Raw genomic sequence first — 17,672 nt, 5'->3', positions numbered from 1 at the left:
TTTCTTCCTTTACTATATAAACTCTCTTATTAACATGCATTATCGTCACCAAATAGCACAAAAAAAGTCTTGAATATAAGTTTCAAGTCTAACATTGTGCTTCTATCATCTACATATTTATTATCTAGCTTCATCCACTCTTCGAAATCAATATTATTTCTTCCTGATACTTGCCAATAGCAAGTAAGTCCAGGCTTTACTTCAAACCTTTTTAACATCCAAGGTTCGAATTCTTTAACCTCTTTAGGTAAAGATGGTCTCGGACCAACTAAACTCATTTCGCCTTTTAAAACATTAAATAACTGCGGTAATTCATCTATGCTTGTCTTTCTTATGAATTTACCAATTTTAGTAACTCTAGGATCTTCTTTCATCTTAAACATAGGTCCAGACATTTCATTTTGTTCAGCTAACTTTTCCTTAAGTTCTTCAGCATTTACTACCATAGATCTGAATTTATACATCTTGAATTCTTTCATATTTTTTCCAACTCTTTTTTGCGAAAAAATTATAGGACCCTTACTTTCATACTTTATAAGTAATGTTACAACTACCCATAAAGGTATTAAAAAGATTACCCCTATCAACGATATCAATATATCTACTAGTCTTTTGATGAAATTATATCCAATACGCTCCTTTGTTGTATCAGTGCTACTTATTTCCATCATATTCCCCCATTCCACATATAATCTAATATTCTTATTAATTAAAACTTTTATTTTTAGAATACAATCTATTTAATTTTATCATAAATTGGCTAATTTGTTAACTATTCGACACCTTATGATAATCTAATATATATAATTACATTTGTTTATAGATTAATTAAAAAAAATAGAGAAAAGATAACTTTTCTCTATTTTTATTCTTCTGATTTACCAACGTCTGATAAAACTATACCGTTATTGTGATCTAAAGCCCAGCTTATTCCCCAAGTGTTTTGGAATATAAGAAGGTTTCTATCTTTAAAGTCTTTAACCTTTTTAGTGTCTGAAGTAAGGTTTAGTTTTTCTATATCTATGTCGTTATCATTTTCTATCCATCTTACGAATCTATAAGGAAGTCTTTCCATTTTGATGTCTACGTTGTATTCACTCTTAAGTCTGTATTCTAAAACTTCAAATTGAAGTACACCTACAACACCAACTATTATTTCTTCCATTCCTATATGAAGTTCTTTAAATACCTGAATTGCACCTTCTTGTGCTATTTGAGTAACACCTTTTACGAATTGCTTTCTCTTCATAGTATCAATAGGTCTAACTCTTGCATAATGCTCTGGAGCAAAGGCTGGTATTCCATCGAACTTAAACTTCTTACTTGGAGTACAGATAGTGTCTCCTATAGCAAATATACCTGGATCGAAAACTCCGATTATATCTCCTGCATAAGCTTCTTCAACTATTTCTCTATCTTGAGCCATAAATTGTTGAGGCTGTGCTAATTTTATTTTTTTGTTTCCTTGCATGTGGAAATAATCTTTTCCTTTTTCGAATTTTCCAGAACAAATTCTCATAAATGCTATTCTATCTCTATGAGCTTTATTCATATTTGCTTGTATCTTAAATACGAAAGCTGAAAAACTATCATCAAAAGGATCTACATTTCCTATGCTTGAATGTCTTGATAAAGGTGAAGTTGTCATCTCTAAGAAATGCTCTAAGAAAGGTTCAACCCCGAAGTTTGTAAGTGCTGATCCAAAGAATACTGGAGTTAATTCTCCGTTTCTTACCTTTTCAACATCAAACTCATCCCCTGCTATATCTAAAAGTTCTATATCTTCCATAAGCTTTTCGTGAAGAGCTTCTCCTAAAATTTCTTTGAATTTAGGATCATCTACAGAACCTTCTATAGCTTCAACTTCTTCTGATCCGTGTTTTCCGCCACTAAAAGCTATGATTCTTTTATTGTCTCTTTCGTAAACACCTTTAAATTCTTTACCTGAACCTATCGGCCAGTTCATAGGGTAAGTCTTAATTCCAAGTTCGTTTTCTATATCTTCTAAAAGTCCAAAGGGATCTTTAGCTTCTCTATCCATCTTATTTACAAAAGTAAATATAGGCATTTCACGAAGTGCACAAACGTGGAATAATTTTTTAGTTTGAGCCTCAACCCCTTTAGCAGCATCTACTACCATTACTGCTGAATCCGCAGCCATAAGTGTTCTATATGTATCTTCTGAGAAGTCTTGGTGCCCTGGAGTATCTAATATATTTATGCAGTGACCGCTATAGTTAAACTGCATAACTGAAGAAGTAACTGAGATACCTCTTTGTTTTTCAATCTCCATCCAGTCTGAAACTGCATGACTTGAAGCCTTTCTTGCTTTTACTGAACCTGCAAGTCTTATAGCTCCTCCATAAAGTAGGAATTTCTCAGTTAATGTAGTTTTACCAGCATCAGGGTGAGAGATTATCGCAAAGGTTCTTCTTTTTTCTATTTCTTTTATAAAATCAGCCAAGGTTTTTCCTCCTTAAATTTATATTAACTTTAATTTACTCTAAAAATCATCATTTTAGATTATAACATAATAGTTAAAGTATTTCATTTTTTCTTCAAAAATAAAATCTCCGAGGTTTTTTCCTCGAAGATTTTACTTTATCTGTTTTGCATAAAAGTATTTATTGTATTTGACATACCTCTTGCAACTTTTTGTTGATTTGTACTACTTGCAGCTTTTTTAGCATCATTAGGATTTGTTAAAAATCCAGCTTCTACCAAAATAGCCGGCATTGTAGTGTTGTAAGTTACATATAATTCTCTTTGCTTACTTCCCCTATTATAGAATCCACCTTCTTTTGCAATACTAGTTGCAACTTTTCCTGCTAACTCTTGTCCTGCTTTAGTTGCCCCAACTTGTGGATTTTTCTTAGGATTGCTATACCAAACTTCTGTTCCATATGCATTTGCATTATCATAACTATTGTGGTGAATGCTTACAAAAAGATCTGCTTTATTATTTTCAGCTATTTCTACTCTTTTCTGTAAACTTTCTAAAATTGTATTTGCTGCTATCATATTATTTAACGTCTGAGTCATAATAACATCATACCCTTTGTTTTCTAACTCATTTTTGACTTTCATAGCTAACTGAAGGTCTAACTCCCCTTCATTATAAACTATACCGTTATGTTCTGATACAGCTCCTGTGTCAGCTCCAAATAATCTATGCCCTGGATCTATTACTATTTTACCATTTCCATTTTTTCTAACATATACAAATTGTCTCTGAATGCTGCCATCTATTCCTGTTGCTTTTACCTCTAATCTATTTTCACCAGACTTCAATTCTTTAGTGTTTATTTTACCACTAAATCCAGAATTTTCGCTATTTTTATAACCTGGATATGCAACACTAACATCATACCTAGCTAACCCACTATTTAAAGCTCCTAAGTATGAACCTCCGCAATATACTTCAACTTTATTAATTCCTGAATCATTCAATGCCCATCCTTGAATAAAAGTTTCATCTTTTACTATTTCATTGTTTGCTGGAGTTTCAACCCACATTTTTGAAGCAAATCTATTTATCACAAATTTTCTTTCTTGTTTTTGACTTGATCCATCATTACCTATCGCTTCAACTATTAATGAATGCTCTCCTGTTCCAATATTATCCAAGTTCATTATAGTTTCAAATCCTGATTCTAGAGACCCCTTATAATTACTATAAATATTATTTACATCATATCTTTTTTGGTTTACATCGATAGTTTTTATATATTTATTATCAATATATATTTTTGCATTTTTAGTTCCTGAATCATTTATTGCCCAGCCTGATACTTTAATGCTATTTTTCACTTTATCAAATTGGCTCGGAGCTTCTATCCACATATTTGGTGACTTTTTCTTAACGTTTATAGTTAATTCTTGACTAAACTCCGCCCCATCTTTACTAATAGCAACTATTTTTAATTTATGATTTCCTGGTTTGAACCCATCAACAGAAATCACCTTTTCAAAACCTGATTCTATTCCATTAGTATAGCCTGGGTATGCTTGATTTACATCATATCTTTTGTATCCGTAATTAATATTTGTAACATAGTTACCATCAATATATGCCTTAATATTATTAATTCCAGAACTATCTAATGCCCAACCTGATATTTTCAAATTATCTTGTATATCTGCACCTTGACTAGGATTTTCTACCCAAAGTCTTGATACATCCTTTTGTTTCGTAACAACTATTTCTTGCTCTGTATTTGAACCATCATTTCCTTCAGCAATAACTTTTAATTTATAATTGCCATTACTGTAACCGCTTAAGTCTATTTTACCATTAAAGCCTGATTCTATCCCATTACTATATCCAGGATATGCTATATTTACATCTTCTCTTTTTAATCCATATTTTAAATCTTTGATATATTTATCATTTATATATACTTTTATATTTTTTACACCAGACTCATTTAATGCCCATCCATTTATTGATATTTCATTTTTAGTTTTTTCCCAATAAACAGGACTTTCCAACCACATTTTAGGCGATTTTTTATTATTTGTTATTTCTATCGTTTGTTCCGTCTTACTTCCATCATTTCCAATAGCAACAACCTTTATTATATTTGTATTTACTGGTAATTTACTAAAATCAATCATACCTTCAAATCCTGATTTTTCACCATTTTTATATCCAGGATATGATTTATTTACATCTTCTCTTAAGTACCCATATTTTAGATTTGAATAGAATTTATTGTTCACATACAAATCAACTTGTTTTACTCCTGAATCATTTAATGCCCATCCTGAAACCTTAGTTTCACCTTTGCATTTATCCCAATATCTAGGACTTTCCAACCACATTTTTGGCGATTTTTTTACTACTTCAAAATTAGTATATAAATCAAATGAAATTCCGTCTTTAGCTACAACCTCAAGCTTTATACTATGTTTTCCTGCTAAATAATCATCTGCATCAATTTCACCTTCAAACCCTGATTTTTCATTATCTAAATATCCTGGGTGACTAGCAGCTACATCAGCTCTATTTATTCCATAGTTAATATCTTTTATATATTTATTATCAACAAATAGTTTAACCTTAGATATTCCTCTACTATCTAACGCCCATCCATTTATTTGTATTTTACCGTTAACTTTTGAATTATTTGAAGGTGTTTCAATCCAGCCTATGCTATTTTTTTCCTTCTCTATTTCTGATTTAAGATTAAGTATTTTCCCTGCATACTGTGCATCAGTTGCCCAAGCTCCTGATAATTGTTCAACATATACAGCTTTACCTTTTATACTAGCAAAATGTCTTGGATCATATGTATTGCTTCTTGGATAACCATTTGCACCAGCATATAATGCTAAATGATCTAAATGTGCGCTTATTCCTTGATCCCAATTTGCAAATCTTTGGTGTGCATTAGGGTCATCATTATCTCCACCTTTTGAAGTTTTTAATCCGCAAGGATTATGATAACTTTCATCAATGATTCCACCAAATTTTCCATAGCCCGTTTCAACCGCTGATTGTGCGTACGCAACAACTGGATTGATTCCCCCGTGCTTGCTAGCTAATTCCATATATTTAGGTGCTAAACTTATAAATGTATCCGTTGCACCTTTACTTTTAGCCCATTTTTGCATTTGAGCTACACTTGCAGTAGCTTGTCCCACTATAGGAGTTTGCTCTGCTGCTTGCGCGCTTGTATTAAACGAAAATAAGTTTAATACAAAAATAGCAACTATTATTTGACTTATTCTTTTTAATTTTTTCATTTCCCCTCCACCACTTCTTTAATTTTTCGATTATAACTATAATATTATATCATATTTAACCATCTTTTAACATAAAATAACATTTTTTCGCTATAATTTATAATATTAATATTTATTATGATTTCTTATAAATATTTATCGAAAAAAAACTGATTTAATTAACTGTTTTTTATTTTGTAATTTTTACCTTATTCTTTATTTCATCTAAATCCTCTAAAGAATCTATTTCAAAAATATCATCTTCTTTTAATTTCTCTATTTTAACATTAAGTTTTCCTATATTAAGCCTAACTATATCATCCCAGTAAAACTTCGAAAAATCAGAAGTTTTCATAATTCTTTCTAGTTCTTCTTTTATAATACTTGCATCTCTTTTACTCCAATAAGATACTCCAGATAAAATATAGCCGAATCCCTCTTCTACTATATCTATTTTTTCTATATTATTATTCTCATCAAATACTATTTTCCATTCATTATTAAATTTTTCTTTGCAGACTGAAAAATATGTAGAATCTTTAATATCATTTTTAAAGATATTTCTATCTAGATATATATCTGCATCTATAACGTAAGAATCCCCTAAATAATCTTTAACTAAATTCATAGTATAAATATTATTATAGATATCATACTTATCATTATAAAAAAGTTCTACGTTATATTTTTCTTTAAGATATTCAAAGCTTTCCTTTAAATACCCCGTTACTACTATAATTTCTTCTACTCCCTTTTCTTTAAGGTATTCTATCTGCCTTTCAATTAAAGGTTTATCTTTAACCTTTATTAAAGACTTAGGTGTATTTATAGTTAAGGGTCTAAGCCTCGTGCCCATCCCTGCCGCTAAAATAATCGCTTTCATAATTAATCTCCTAATCAATCCTTAGCTATAAGATATGAACCTAATAAAATCATACAGCCACTTATTATTACTTTTACTGAAATATTTGAATTTAATATTACAGCATCAATTATAACTGCCCACAAAAAGTAAGTTATATTTATACCCATAGCCTTGCTTGGACCTATCTTTTTTATTGAACTATAATAAAACAAATACGATGAAGTTCCAAGAAGTGATATAAATATAATAATTAAAACTTCTGGTTTTAAAAGAGAAGTAATAGTTAAATCAAGTCCTCCTATTATAGGAATTATCAAAAACCCATAAACTATAGCTGAGGTTAATTGCCTTACAAACAAAGCTGTATCTGTATCTAAGCCTTCTCCTCTAGTTCCTAAGGAACATAAAACAGCCTCGCTCCCCCAAGCTACAAGACAAACAGTAGCAAAAATATATCCTAATATATCCATATCTTTAAACCTTATAAAATCACTTAAAAATACTATCCCTATAAGACTTAGTAAAATCCCTATCCAAACCTTTTTATTAAGCCTTTCTTTTAAAATCACTTTAGCTAAAAGTGCTCCGAAAGCTGGATAAAGTGCAGTAATGCATGCTGTATAAGAGGGACCTATATAATTTATTGATAAAAGATAACAAGTCATTCCGACAGGACCTCCAAGTAACCCTCCTAAAATAATCTCTTTTGTGTTTTTTAGTTTTAATTTAGTTATAGAGTTTTTTAACTCTCTTCTTAAAAATAAGTAAATCGTTACCCAAATAACAGAAAATAAATCGTGCAAAAACGCTGTTATAAATGGGGCTAAAAATATAGCTTTATAAAAACTTATATTAGAAATCGATGTTATAACTATTCCAACTAATGCAGTATCTGCGCCCCAAGTTATAGCTGAAAATAACCCATTTCTTATGCCTTTATTTATCTTAGAATATTTTTTATTCATAAATTAGCCCTTTAGTATACTTTTCTAAATTTCTTATTCCTCTATTGTATCTATCTATTCCGTAAGGACCGTAATCTACTCCTTCGTTTTCTTTAATGATTGTCCAAAGTGACCACAAAATATCCTGAAGGATTTTATTTATAAGTAAATTTAGTCTATCTTTTTCTTCTATTTCTCTATTTAGATAGTATTTTAAAAATCTATCTTCTTCTAAGTCTAATAGTTCAGATTCTAAAGAATATGCAGCTAGATCCCAAAATCTATTATTCATACCGCTATATTCCCAGTCTATTAAATATAATTTTCCACTTTTATCTTTAATAAAATTATCAGGTAGAGTGTCGTTATGTGAAGGTACAAGATTTGTATCTAAATCTTTTTTAAGCTTAAATACCTTATTTCTAATTGAATCATACCCTTTATAAAATTCATATCTATTTTTAATTATTATATCTTCGTATTTTTTAATCTCATAAAATGGATTAAACTCATTACCCATCTCTATTTTTGAATTATGTAATTTTAATAAAAGCTCTGAAACTAGTTTTAAGTTTTTATCTTCTTTTGCTGTATTATTATTTAAAGTTTCGTCATTTTCGATATATTTAGTTATCTTTATTCCCGTTTCTTCATTAATATATAGAGTTTTTACATCTATTTCGTTATTTGAAATTGCTTTAACATTTGCAACTTCATTTTTTCTATCTATTATTTTTTCCGTTCCTTCTCCTGGAAATCTAAGAACAAAACTATCATTTAAAGTTTTCACTTTATAATTCTTATTAGTCATTCCGCCTACTCTTATAAAACTATCAATATTTATATCTTCTCTTTTTAAACATTTTCTTAAAGTATCTTCTATTAGCTTACCTTCTTTTAATCTAGTAGTTAAAGTTTTTATAAAAACCCCTTCTTTCTAAAGTGTATTCCCCCTATTAAATGTCTCTGAAAAATAAAAAAAGTGGTATAAAAATACCACTTTATCACTTCTAATTAAATTTCTTGAATATACTATCTAATATTCTCTCACAAGCTTTACCATCTCCGTAAGGGTTTGCTGAGTGAGCCATCTTTTCGTACTCTTCCTTATTTTCTATAAGCTCTTTTGCTAAGTTGTAGATGTTATCTTCTTCTACACCTGCAAGCTTTATAGTTCCTGCTTCTACAGCTTCTGGTCTTTCTGTTTCAGTTCTAAGTACCATTACTGGTTTCCCAAGTGTTGGTGCTTCTTCTTGAATCCCACCTGAATCTGTCATTATTAGGTATACTCTTTCCATAAGGTTTGCAAATTCTACGTACTCTAAAGGCTCTATTAAATGAACTCTTCCTTTATATTCATCGAAATATCTATGAGCTAATTCTCTTATTGAAGGATTTTTGTGCATTGGGAAAATTACTTCAACATCTTCGTTATCTTTAACTAATCTTATCATAGCTTTAAAGATGTTTTCCATAGGCTCTCCCCAGTTTTCTCTTCTATGTGTTGTTAAAAGAATTACTTTTTTATTCTTGTAGTTTATATCGTTTAATTCTTCTTGTTCGAATTTTAAATCTTCATCTATAACACTTAAAAGAGCATCTATAACTGTGTTACCAGTTATTATTATCTTTTCTTCATCTACTCCCTCTCTAAGAAGATTAGCTTTATTAGTATTAGTTGGTGCAAAGTGCATTTCTGTTATTGCTCCTGTTAATTTTCTATTAGCTTCTTCTGGGAATGGTGAATATATATCGTATGTTCTAAGTCCTGCTTCAACGTGCCCTACTGGAACTTTGTTGTAAAATGCTGCAAGTGCTCCGTTTAAGGTTGTTGAAGTGTCTCCGTGAACTAATACTATATCCGGTTTACATTCCTTTATAGTTTCGTCCACTCCTCTTAAAACTTTAGTTGAGATATCTATTATAGTCTGTCCGTGCGCCATTATATCTAAATCAAAATTCTGCTTAACTTTAAAAATATCTAAAACTGCATCTAACATCTCTCTATGTTGCGCTGTAACACATACTATTGACTGAAATCTTTCATCCTTTTCTAAAGCTTTAACTAAAGGACACATTTTTATCCCCTCAGGTCTTGTACCAAATACTGATAAAACCTTAATCTTTCTCATATTTATTCCTCCAAAATTCTAGCCTCTTATGCTCTTATTATTTATTATCCTTCTATATAAATCTATTATACTCTTAAATATATAAATTTTGGGATGTTTTGACTAAAAGCTAAACATCCCAAACCTTAAAAATTCTATTTTTCAGGCATTGCAGCCTTTACTTCAAATTTATCTAATCCAACAATCTTTAAAATCTTTTCTGATCTTTCTTTTGTTGAACCAGTTATTATATCAAAGTTAACATTTTCAGCTTCTAAGAATGATAATATAGCTCTATCTATAGCTTCTGCTAATTCTTCATCTTGCCATCTAACTCCATCTCTAGTATATCCAAACTCTCTTGGAACAAAGAAAATGTGGTCGTACTTTGGTAAGTCTCTTAATGCTAATATGTATAAATCTTTTAAAATCTCAATTTCTTTTTGAGTTCTTTTTTTATCGCCTAACATAAATCTTCCGTATATATAAGGAACAAATGTTGCGTAATCAGTTATTGCATAATCAAAACAGTTTAGTGACTCTTCTAATTGAAGTTGTCCTAAGTATATACCGTATTGCTCTGCAATAGTTTCTATCATACCTTTATCTCTTAAATAGTCTGTGCTATATTCTGTAGCAACACCTACATTTAAGTCTCTTATTTTTAAATCAACATAAAGTTGTTGTATTAATGTAGTTTTACCACATCTTGGACCACCTAAGATGGCTATTCTTTTTGGCATATGATCTCTCCTCCATGTACCTTCTTTAATTTATAAAAACATTTTAATTATACCAGTTTACGACAATCTTTTCAATTACATTGGATTTAATATAAATTCCTAAAATAACCCTGTTATAATTTGTTGAAATACAACCATACTATTATTAAGGAGTGATGTTTTATGAGTAAAAATAAATCAAATTGTTATTTACCTAAGGACAGAGCTGGTTATGCTCCTGATGAAAGAGATTTAATCAGTGAAGCTCCAAACGGAGATATAACTCCTCTACCAAACCCTGCTACTGACCCTATTGTTTCTAACAATATAGTTACAGCAGAGTTTGACTACATTCAAAGCATGTCTGAAAAAGACAAATGCTAAATTAAAACTCATTTGTATAACCTAAAAAGAGGCCTGCGTTTTGCAAGCCTCTTTTCCTCTTTATTAAAATAGTGATGGTGCTAATGAAATAAAGTAACTTTGTATAGTTGATATAATATAATTTACAGTGAAATAATATGAAGCTATCATTCCTATTCCGTATGATACAGCAACAACATAAATTAACTTGTCCTCTTCATGTGCTAATTCTCTCATTCCTAGAATAACAACAGCTAGAATTACAACGCTTCCAATCACATTAATCACTATAGCCGGTACTATACTTATTAATAAAAATACTGTACTTACTATTGTAAACGCTAATCTTAAAATAAGTGCAACTGATATTATTCCTAAAAACTTTTTAGTTTCTATATTAGCTTTAAACACAAATTTATATACTAGGTATATTAATAAAAGCATTAATCCAAAGAAAATTACAAAACTTAATATATCTAATGTATAAATTTTCCCAAAAGGAACGTAAGTATCAACAAACTCATTTAAACCTTTTTGAGTTTCTAATCTATCCTTTAAATTTACACTATGTGAACTATATATCTGTGATATGCCAGCGTAAAGATTCATAATTTTGCCAAGAAAAGTTTTTAATACACCTAAATGAATTAGTGGTATTAATAAAGTAATTACTGCGATAATTCCAATATGGATAGATAAACTTAGCTCTTCCCCTTTTTCTTTTATAGTAGTTACTGGTTTTTTTAATGCACCTAAGAAATACCCTAAAATTTTATGTGTATCTACCTTAGGCATTTTAGATCCCTTCTTCTCGTCTGAACATTTTCCTCCACATTCTGGACAGAAAACTGAATCATCTGGAATTTCTTTTCCACAATTTCTGCAAAACATTTTAATTTCCCCCTATTATTTGATTTTCCAAAAAATTATAAAATAATTAAATAAATTTGTCAAACTCCCTAAAAAATGATAAATTAACTAATGTAATATATATTTTTACAAATTAAGGGGGATTTTAAAAGTGAAATACTGTAACAAGTGTGGACAACTTATAGAAAATTGTAAGTGTTCATTACAAAAGACAAATACTACTAAAACAAATAATAAAAACAAAAAACTGATTCCTATAGCCATCTTAATTGCTTTACTATTAATAGGTGGATTCTTTTTTGCTAAATCTCAAGTTATGAGCAAAGATGAAGTTTTTAAAACATTCAACTCCGCTATAACTACTAATAATGCTGAAGAACTTGAGAAAGTCTTATATTCTAAGGATTCTAGATTACAAATAAATAAAGAAAACTGTACTATACTTTTAGATTATTTTAAAAATAATCCATCAGCATTAGATTCAGTAAATAATAATTTAAATAATCTAGATTCAAATGCTCCTCTATCTTTAGAGAAGGTTTCAAATGAATATTTATTCTTCTCTAAATATAGAGTTGTAGTAAAACCATCTTATGTTGATATAAAAACAAGCTTTCCAAAGATACAAGTTATGATAAATAATAAAACATATTCAGATTTTGATAAAACTTCTGAGATAGGGCCTTTGATGCCTGGAACTTATAAATTAACAGCAAATACTAATACTAAATATTTAAATACAACTGAAGATAAAACCATTAATCTATTTAAAGAAAATAAAGTAGAACTTACTCTTTTTGAAAATCTAAAAACTATAAAAATAACTAGCGATAGACCTGACGCTGAGGTTTATATAAATAACGTAAACACGGGTAAAAAAGTAAAGGATTGCTCAGACTTTGGCCCTGTATCTAGCGATAGCGAGATAGTTGGTGTTGTAAAAGAAGGTACTAAAAAGTTAGTTACAGAACCTACTTTTATTATTGACAATTCTGCTTACTTAGATTTTAAAAACGTAAAGCTTATGGAAGATGATTTTAAACAAAGATTATTCTCTTTCGTTAAAGGTTATTCACAAGACTTTGCATACTCTGTTAATAACAACTCATTCCAAACTATTTCAGGCTATTTAGAGTACGGAAGTCAAATATACTCAGAACAAGAAAAAGTAGTTCCTCAAATTTATAATGAAAACATCCGTGAAAGATTCGATTCTATAGATTTTTTAAACTATACATACGATAAAGAAAAGAATGAAGGAACTATAATTTGTAATGAGGTTTACGGAATCACAAGAGGTGTAAACCCTACAAAAGTAGAGAGTTTTAAAAACAAATATACTTTTAAAGTTGATGCAAATGGTGAGTTTCTTTTAACAAAAATAGAAGATGTTTAAACTAGGGGGAGATTTATATAATGAAATTTTGTAATAAATGTGGCGCTAAACTTTCTGATAACGCTAAGTTTTGTAATAAATGTGGTACAAAGCTAATTGAAAAAGAAAAAGATAAAAATGAAACTAAAAATACTAAAGATACTTCAATTGAAACAAATGATAATATTGAAAAGCTAGAAAATATAGAAGAAACTAATACAGTTTTTGAAGAAGTCTCAAAAACTGAAATCAATGAAGACAATTTTAAAAAAGAGATTATCCAAACTGAAGAAATAGAAGAAGTTTTTGAAACCCCTTCTGAGATTTCAGAAGAACCTAAAAAGAAATCTAAGAAAAAAGCTTTATTTATAGCTGTTCCTATAATTCTTTTAATTATAGGTCTTGGTACTTTCTTATTTTTCTCAAAAGATGACTTACTTTATAATCATTACTTAAATTCAGCAGCAGAGGAACATTCAACTTCTGAGAAACTATATGATTATAATAAAGCTTTAAAATATAACTATAACAATACTGTGATTGATGATATTTATAACCTTTTAAAAGATGATGCTTATTTTGAAACTGAAATAAATTCTTTATCTAACTTACAAGATAAAGATAAATCAAATCTTATAATTAAAATCTGCTTAAATAATGCTGATAAAGATTGTGATTCAAAAAACTATGATTCAGCATTAAAATCATTAACACTTGCATCAAAATATGGTTACAAAATAAAATCTTATCCTAAATTTGACGAAATACAAAAAGGTCTTGAAGGTGCTAACTTAGGTTCTGATAAATTAGATTCTAAGTATTCATTTAAAAATAATAATCCATCAAAAGACCCTAAGGATATTTATAAATATTCTGGTGACTATATAATCTACAACAGTGATACAGATTATATAACACCTGAAGAATTATCAGGCTACAACAAAGACTCACTTGCACTTATAAGAAATGAAATTTACGCAAGACACGGTTACGTATTTAATCAAGAACCATTTAAATCTTATTTCAATTCAAAGAGTTGGTATCAACCAAACCCTTCTTTTAAAGGAAATGATAGTGATTTAAATGAATACGAAAAAGCAAATGTAGATTTAATTAAAAAGTTAGAGAATAAATAGTATGAAGAAAATAATATTATTATTACTCTTACCTATCTTTATATTTGTAGGTTGTTCTAACTCAAAACAACCTACAGGTAATAAGGAAAATACTACTACTGCAAGCGTGCCTGAAAATCCTAAAACAGAATCTACTTCTGAAGGTAACAAAGATAATGAAAAACCGCCTATTAAAAAAGAAGATTCAAACAAAAAGGAAGCTTCAAATAAAAACGAAGATTTAAATAATACAGAAAAAGAAAAGATTAAAGAAGAAAAAGTTAAAAAGCAAACTATAGTTATAGACCCAGGACATTCAAACAAGTCATCAAACTCTAAAGAACCGATTTCTCCTGATTCAAAAGAAATGAAACTAAAGGATACTTCAGGTTCTGTCGGAGTTAAAACTAAAACTCCAGAATACGAGACTACTGTTTCTGTAGGTTTAAAATTAAAAGATAAACTTGAAGCCCTTGGATACAACGTTATATTAACTAAGGACTCTGTTTCAGATCAAATGAGTAATATTGAAAGAACTGATATCGGTAATAATTCAAATGCTGACCTTTTAATAAGACTACACTGTGATGCTGTTGATACTCCTAAAGCGTACGGTGCATCGATGCTAGTTCCTGAAATCAGAGGATATGTAAATTCAGATATATCTAAAAAAAGTTCTAAATACGGAAAGAAAATTATTGATACTTATACTGAAAAAACTGGAATCTACAACCGTGGATTAGTAACTCGCAGTGATTTAACTGGTTTTAACTGGTCTAAAGTTCCTGTTGTATTACTTGAACTTGGATTTATTTCTAATCCTAAAGAGGATTTGTTTATAAGTGATCCCAAAAATCATAACGAAATTGCAGAATCTATAGCTAACGGAATAGATAAGTGCTTTAATTAAAAACAGGCTTGCAAAAGGCAAGCCTGTTTTTAATTATAAAATTCTATATCTTCTTCCCTTTTGTAATGATATGATTTAATTTCTTTTGAATCTAAATCTTCTTTAAATAAATCTATACAAGTTAATCTTCTGTTTTCGTAAGTTGAATAATAATATTTTCCACTTTCTGTGCACATTGCTGAAGTATAAATAGTAAAATCAGTTCCCCTATCAGTAGTCATAACTATTCCCTTTGGAATATTACAAGAGTTTAAGGCGTGAACAGCCCCTGAAATCCCTTTAAATTCCCCCTCTATATCTAATATATTTTGCCTAGAGTATGCAGCTCTAACAAAACGTGAAGGTGGAGTGTAATCTCCAGGAAGTCCTAAAGTTCCAGAACCTTGACCGAACGCTGAAAGTTCTAATTCGCCTAGTTTTATCTTGCTGTTTTGCATAGGATGAACTCCTATATATTGGCGAAGATTTTCTAAGTGCCACTTAAAGTTTGGGCTATTTGTCATAACTCCTACAGGATTATCGTGTACCTCAAGCCCCTCTTCTGTTTTTTCTACAACTATACTTTTTCCGCTCTTATCAGTAACTATCCAGTGGAAAGGCGGCGCAATCTTTAATAAAGATAATTCTTTTTCAACAAAAGTTATATTTTTAATATCTTCTTTTATTTCTTCTATATTAGAGTATTTACTAAGCATCCAAAGTACAAAATCGTATGAAGCTAAGCCAAATTTTTCTCCACTCTCTAAATCATATTTTGCAAAACCAGGTAAATAAAGAGTCGCACAAGCTAATCCTTTTTCATTTACACCATCTGCAAATACTGGGTGTTTGTCAATTATTGCAGCCATTCCAACTAACGCAAGTTTTGTTATATTTTCAGAATTATCTATAGCGTTTACCCACTTATACTTTCTTGGTATAAAGTGAACGCTTTGCCCAAACTCCATAGGAAAATCCATAGTTCTAGCTAATAAATGTTTATTATCTTTAGTAGTTAATGTTAAACTCGTACACATAATCACAATCTCCTTTTTTCGTTTCTTATTATATTTTTAGTTTACAACTGGTACCTGTTTAAGTAAAATTAAATTAATTAAACTTAAAGTTAAGTAAAACTTAAAGAAGGTGTTAAAGTTGAATTTTGAACAATTAAATATAATTACAACCCTATCTGAAGAGAAAAGTTTTTCAAAAACTGCAAATAAATTAAGCCTTACAACTTCTGCTGTAAGCCAAGGCGTAAAATCTTTAGAAAACGAACTTGGGATAGAGCTTTTTAAAAGATCAAGAAACGGGACTTTCCCTACAACCCAAGGTCAATATATTATAAATAAAGCTAGATTTATTTTAGACAAAAAGCGTGAGATTTATAACTATGCAGAAAATAAAAATAATTTCCCAAAGCTTAAGCTTAGAATAGGTTCAATCCCTGGAATTAATTATCCTTTAATTAAGGCTATACAGGATTTAGAAAGAGAGTTCCCCTTTGTTGAACTTAGTATTTCAGAAGGAAATACAGATGATATCTTACTAAAATTAAAAGAAGAAAAGTGTGATTTTGCATTAATTGCTTTTACTGATAATATAAAAAATCATAATATAAACTATAATTATAAAAATATTACTGAAGGCAAATTTTATTGTTCCGTAAACAATAAATCTAACCTTTCAAAAAAGGAAGTAATAACTTATAAGGATCTTAAAGATGAAAGGATAGCTATATATGATGATAAATTCTTATTAAATTTTATAAGTCATGCAGAAGATAAAATAGATTCTGATATTAGAATTTTATTTAAAACTAATAATTTCATTTCAATAATGAATAGTGTAAATGAGAATATAGCTATATCTTTTGGTCCGTCTTTTGCTATAGTTAACGATTTTTACGATAAATTAGATAATATAAAGATAATCCCCTTTGAAGAAGACAAAGAGGTTATAAGCCCTTCCCTTTGGTTTTTGTGGAGCAAGAATAAATCCTTAGATGAAATAGGACTGGAACTCTTTTCTTCAATTAAAAGAAATATAAGATTAATATAGATTTTAAAAAACTCCTCTTTAGGGGTTTTTTTGATTTTTAAGCTTTAAAACAAGCATTCCCCTTTACTACCTATATGTATTTTTATTTTTTCTCTTTTCCTATAGGAATGTTATACTACGGTGTTGGTAGTTTTAAATTTTTATATACACTGTTAATTTTCCACACTTAATCAACATATAATCGTAGATCAGTTTATAGGATTATATATACTTTGGGTACTAGCTCTATAAGCCTTAGTATATAGAATTATTTCTTTTACTATAGAAATGTTATACTGCAGTGTTGGTTGTTTTAAATCTTCATATATGATGTTAATTTTCCACACTTAATCCACCTTTAATAGGATATTATATATACTTTAGATACAAGCTCTATTAGGCTTAGTATATAGAATTATTTCTTTTACTATAGGAATGTTATAGTCTAGTGTTGGTATAATTAATACCTCACTTAGACTAGTTAATTTTGTACTATAAACTATTTTTAGTCTAACTTAATTTTTATTTTTTTATATAATTAAAAACAAGCTCTTCTTATGTTATTATGATATAAATTTTTTCACCCTATAGTAATGTTTTGCTTAATTGTTGGTAGGTTAATTTTTTATATATGCTATCAATTTTCTA

Annotated in this window: 15 protein-coding genes; 5 read left to right on the top strand and 10 right to left on the bottom strand. The window is 29.2% G+C overall.

The window, feature by feature from the left end; translation table 11 throughout:
- Window positions 1–29: 29 nt before the first annotated feature.
- The 8 genes from INR60_RS08180 to INR60_RS08145 all read right to left on the bottom strand — a co-directional run bounded on the left by INR60_RS08180 (window position 30) and on the right by INR60_RS08145 (window position 10,390).
- Window positions 30–668: a sugar transferase gene (locus INR60_RS08180; protein WP_238480422.1), complete on the bottom strand. Its 639-nt coding sequence runs from the start codon at window positions 666–668 to the stop codon at window positions 30–32.
- Between the two features lie 197 nt (window positions 669–865).
- The gene (locus INR60_RS08175; protein ID WP_194191025.1) at window positions 866–2,464 is read right to left on the bottom strand and encodes a peptide chain release factor 3; all 1,599 of its coding nucleotides are present in this window, start codon (window positions 2,462–2,464) and stop codon (window positions 866–868) included.
- Window positions 2,465–2,601: 137 nt separating this feature from the next.
- Entirely contained in the window at window positions 2,602–5,748 is a 3,147-nt protein-coding gene (locus INR60_RS08170) for an N-acetylmuramoyl-L-alanine amidase (RefSeq protein ID WP_194191024.1), read from the bottom strand.
- 169 nt (window positions 5,749–5,917) lie between these two features.
- On the bottom strand, window positions 5,918–6,610 hold the full coding sequence (locus INR60_RS08165) for a sugar phosphate nucleotidyltransferase (protein WP_194191023.1): 693 nt from the start codon (window positions 6,608–6,610) through the stop codon (window positions 5,918–5,920).
- A gap of 14 nt (window positions 6,611–6,624) precedes the next feature.
- On the bottom strand, window positions 6,625–7,557 hold the full coding sequence (locus INR60_RS08160; RefSeq protein ID WP_194191022.1) for a DMT family transporter: 933 nt from the start codon (window positions 7,555–7,557) through the stop codon (window positions 6,625–6,627).
- Window positions 7,550–8,347: a choline kinase family protein gene (locus INR60_RS08155; RefSeq protein WP_194191021.1), complete on the bottom strand. Its 798-nt coding sequence runs from the start codon at window positions 8,345–8,347 to the stop codon at window positions 7,550–7,552. The genes INR60_RS08160 and INR60_RS08155 overlap by 8 nt, the downstream gene beginning before the upstream one ends.
- Before the next feature lie 199 nt (window positions 8,348–8,546).
- Window positions 8,547–9,668, bottom strand: coding sequence for a non-hydrolyzing UDP-N-acetylglucosamine 2-epimerase (wecB, locus tag INR60_RS08150; RefSeq protein ID WP_194191020.1), 1,122 nt, complete (start codon window positions 9,666–9,668; stop codon window positions 8,547–8,549).
- A gap of 134 nt (window positions 9,669–9,802) precedes the next feature.
- Complete coding sequence (locus INR60_RS08145; RefSeq protein WP_194191019.1) at window positions 9,803–10,390, bottom strand: ATP/GTP-binding protein; 588 nt, start codon at window positions 10,388–10,390, stop codon at window positions 9,803–9,805.
- Between the two features lie 162 nt (window positions 10,391–10,552).
- Here INR60_RS08145 and INR60_RS08140 point away from each other — a divergent pair, with 162 nt between their 5' ends.
- Window positions 10,553–10,753, top strand: a complete 201-nt coding sequence (locus INR60_RS08140) for a hypothetical protein (protein WP_194191018.1) — start codon at window positions 10,553–10,555, stop codon at window positions 10,751–10,753.
- 63 nt (window positions 10,754–10,816) lie between these two features.
- Here the strand turns inward: INR60_RS08140 and INR60_RS08135 are convergent, their stop codons facing one another.
- Window positions 10,817–11,623 carry a zinc ribbon domain-containing protein gene (locus INR60_RS08135; protein WP_194191017.1) on the bottom strand — a complete coding sequence of 269 codons (807 nt, stop codon included), beginning with the start codon at window positions 11,621–11,623 and terminating at the stop codon, window positions 10,817–10,819.
- A 130-nt stretch (window positions 11,624–11,753) separates the two neighbouring features.
- On the opposite strand from INR60_RS08135, the gene INR60_RS08130 reads away from it, so the two are divergent.
- From INR60_RS08130 to INR60_RS08120, 3 genes are read left to right on the top strand one after another with little or no spacing between them, the layout of a single operon-like run.
- Entirely contained in the window at window positions 11,754–12,998 is a 1,245-nt protein-coding gene (locus INR60_RS08130; protein ID WP_194191016.1) for a TcaA NTF2-like domain-containing protein, read from the top strand.
- 20 nt (window positions 12,999–13,018) lie between these two features.
- Entirely contained in the window at window positions 13,019–14,113 is a 1,095-nt protein-coding gene (locus INR60_RS08125; protein WP_194191386.1) for a YARHG domain-containing protein, read from the top strand.
- A gap of 1 nt (window position 14,114) precedes the next feature.
- The gene (locus tag INR60_RS08120; protein WP_194191015.1) at window positions 14,115–15,002 is read left to right on the top strand and encodes an N-acetylmuramoyl-L-alanine amidase family protein; all 888 of its coding nucleotides are present in this window, start codon (window positions 14,115–14,117) and stop codon (window positions 15,000–15,002) included.
- Window positions 15,003–15,031: 29 nt separating this feature from the next.
- On the opposite strand, the gene INR60_RS08115 is transcribed toward INR60_RS08120, so the two are convergent.
- The gene (locus tag INR60_RS08115; RefSeq protein WP_194191014.1) at window positions 15,032–16,018 is read right to left on the bottom strand and encodes a choloylglycine hydrolase family protein; all 987 of its coding nucleotides are present in this window, start codon (window positions 16,016–16,018) and stop codon (window positions 15,032–15,034) included.
- Between the two features lie 118 nt (window positions 16,019–16,136).
- On the opposite strand from INR60_RS08115, the gene INR60_RS08110 reads away from it, so the two are divergent.
- Window positions 16,137–17,045 carry a LysR family transcriptional regulator gene (locus INR60_RS08110; RefSeq protein WP_194191013.1) on the top strand — a complete coding sequence of 303 codons (909 nt, stop codon included), beginning with the start codon at window positions 16,137–16,139 and terminating at the stop codon, window positions 17,043–17,045.
- The last annotated feature ends 627 nt before the right edge of the window (window positions 17,046–17,672 follow it).

This window comes from Clostridium chrysemydis, assembly GCF_015234215.1.
Lineage (GTDB): Bacteria > Bacillota > Clostridia > Clostridiales > Clostridiaceae > Clostridium > Clostridium chrysemydis.
The sequence above is the reverse complement of the archived record's forward strand: the minus strand, read 5'-3'. Positions and strand labels throughout refer to the sequence as shown.

Bases quoted from the DNA above. Each gene is read 5' to 3' on its own strand.
- INR60_RS08125 (WP_194191386.1), top strand. From the start codon at position 13,019: ATGAAATTTTGTAATAAATGTGGCGCTAAACTTTCTGATAACGCTAAG.
- INR60_RS08170 (WP_194191024.1), bottom strand. From the start codon at position 5,748: ATGAAAAAATTAAAAAGAATAAGTCAAATAATAGTTGCTATTTTTGTA.
- INR60_RS08155 (WP_194191021.1), bottom strand. From the start codon at position 8,347: ATGACTAATAAGAATTATAAAGTGAAAACTTTAAATGATAGTTTTGTT.
- INR60_RS08165 (WP_194191023.1), bottom strand. From the start codon at position 6,610: ATGAAAGCGATTATTTTAGCGGCAGGGATGGGCACGAGGCTTAGACCC.
- INR60_RS08160 (WP_194191022.1), bottom strand. From the start codon at position 7,557: ATGAATAAAAAATATTCTAAGATAAATAAAGGCATAAGAAATGGGTTA.
- INR60_RS08180 (WP_238480422.1), bottom strand. From the start codon at position 668: ATGGAAATAAGTAGCACTGATACAACAAAGGAGCGTATTGGATATAAT.
- INR60_RS08135 (WP_194191017.1), bottom strand. From the start codon at position 11,623: ATGTTTTGCAGAAATTGTGGAAAAGAAATTCCAGATGATTCAGTTTTC.
- INR60_RS08140 (WP_194191018.1), top strand. From the start codon at position 10,553: ATGAGTAAAAATAAATCAAATTGTTATTTACCTAAGGACAGAGCTGGT.
- INR60_RS08145 (WP_194191019.1), bottom strand. From the start codon at position 10,390: ATGCCAAAAAGAATAGCCATCTTAGGTGGTCCAAGATGTGGTAAAACT.
- wecB (WP_194191020.1), bottom strand. From the start codon at position 9,668: ATGAGAAAGATTAAGGTTTTATCAGTATTTGGTACAAGACCTGAGGGG.
- INR60_RS08115 (WP_194191014.1), bottom strand. From the start codon at position 16,018: ATGTGTACGAGTTTAACATTAACTACTAAAGATAATAAACATTTATTA.
- INR60_RS08120 (WP_194191015.1), top strand. From the start codon at position 14,115: ATGAAGAAAATAATATTATTATTACTCTTACCTATCTTTATATTTGTA.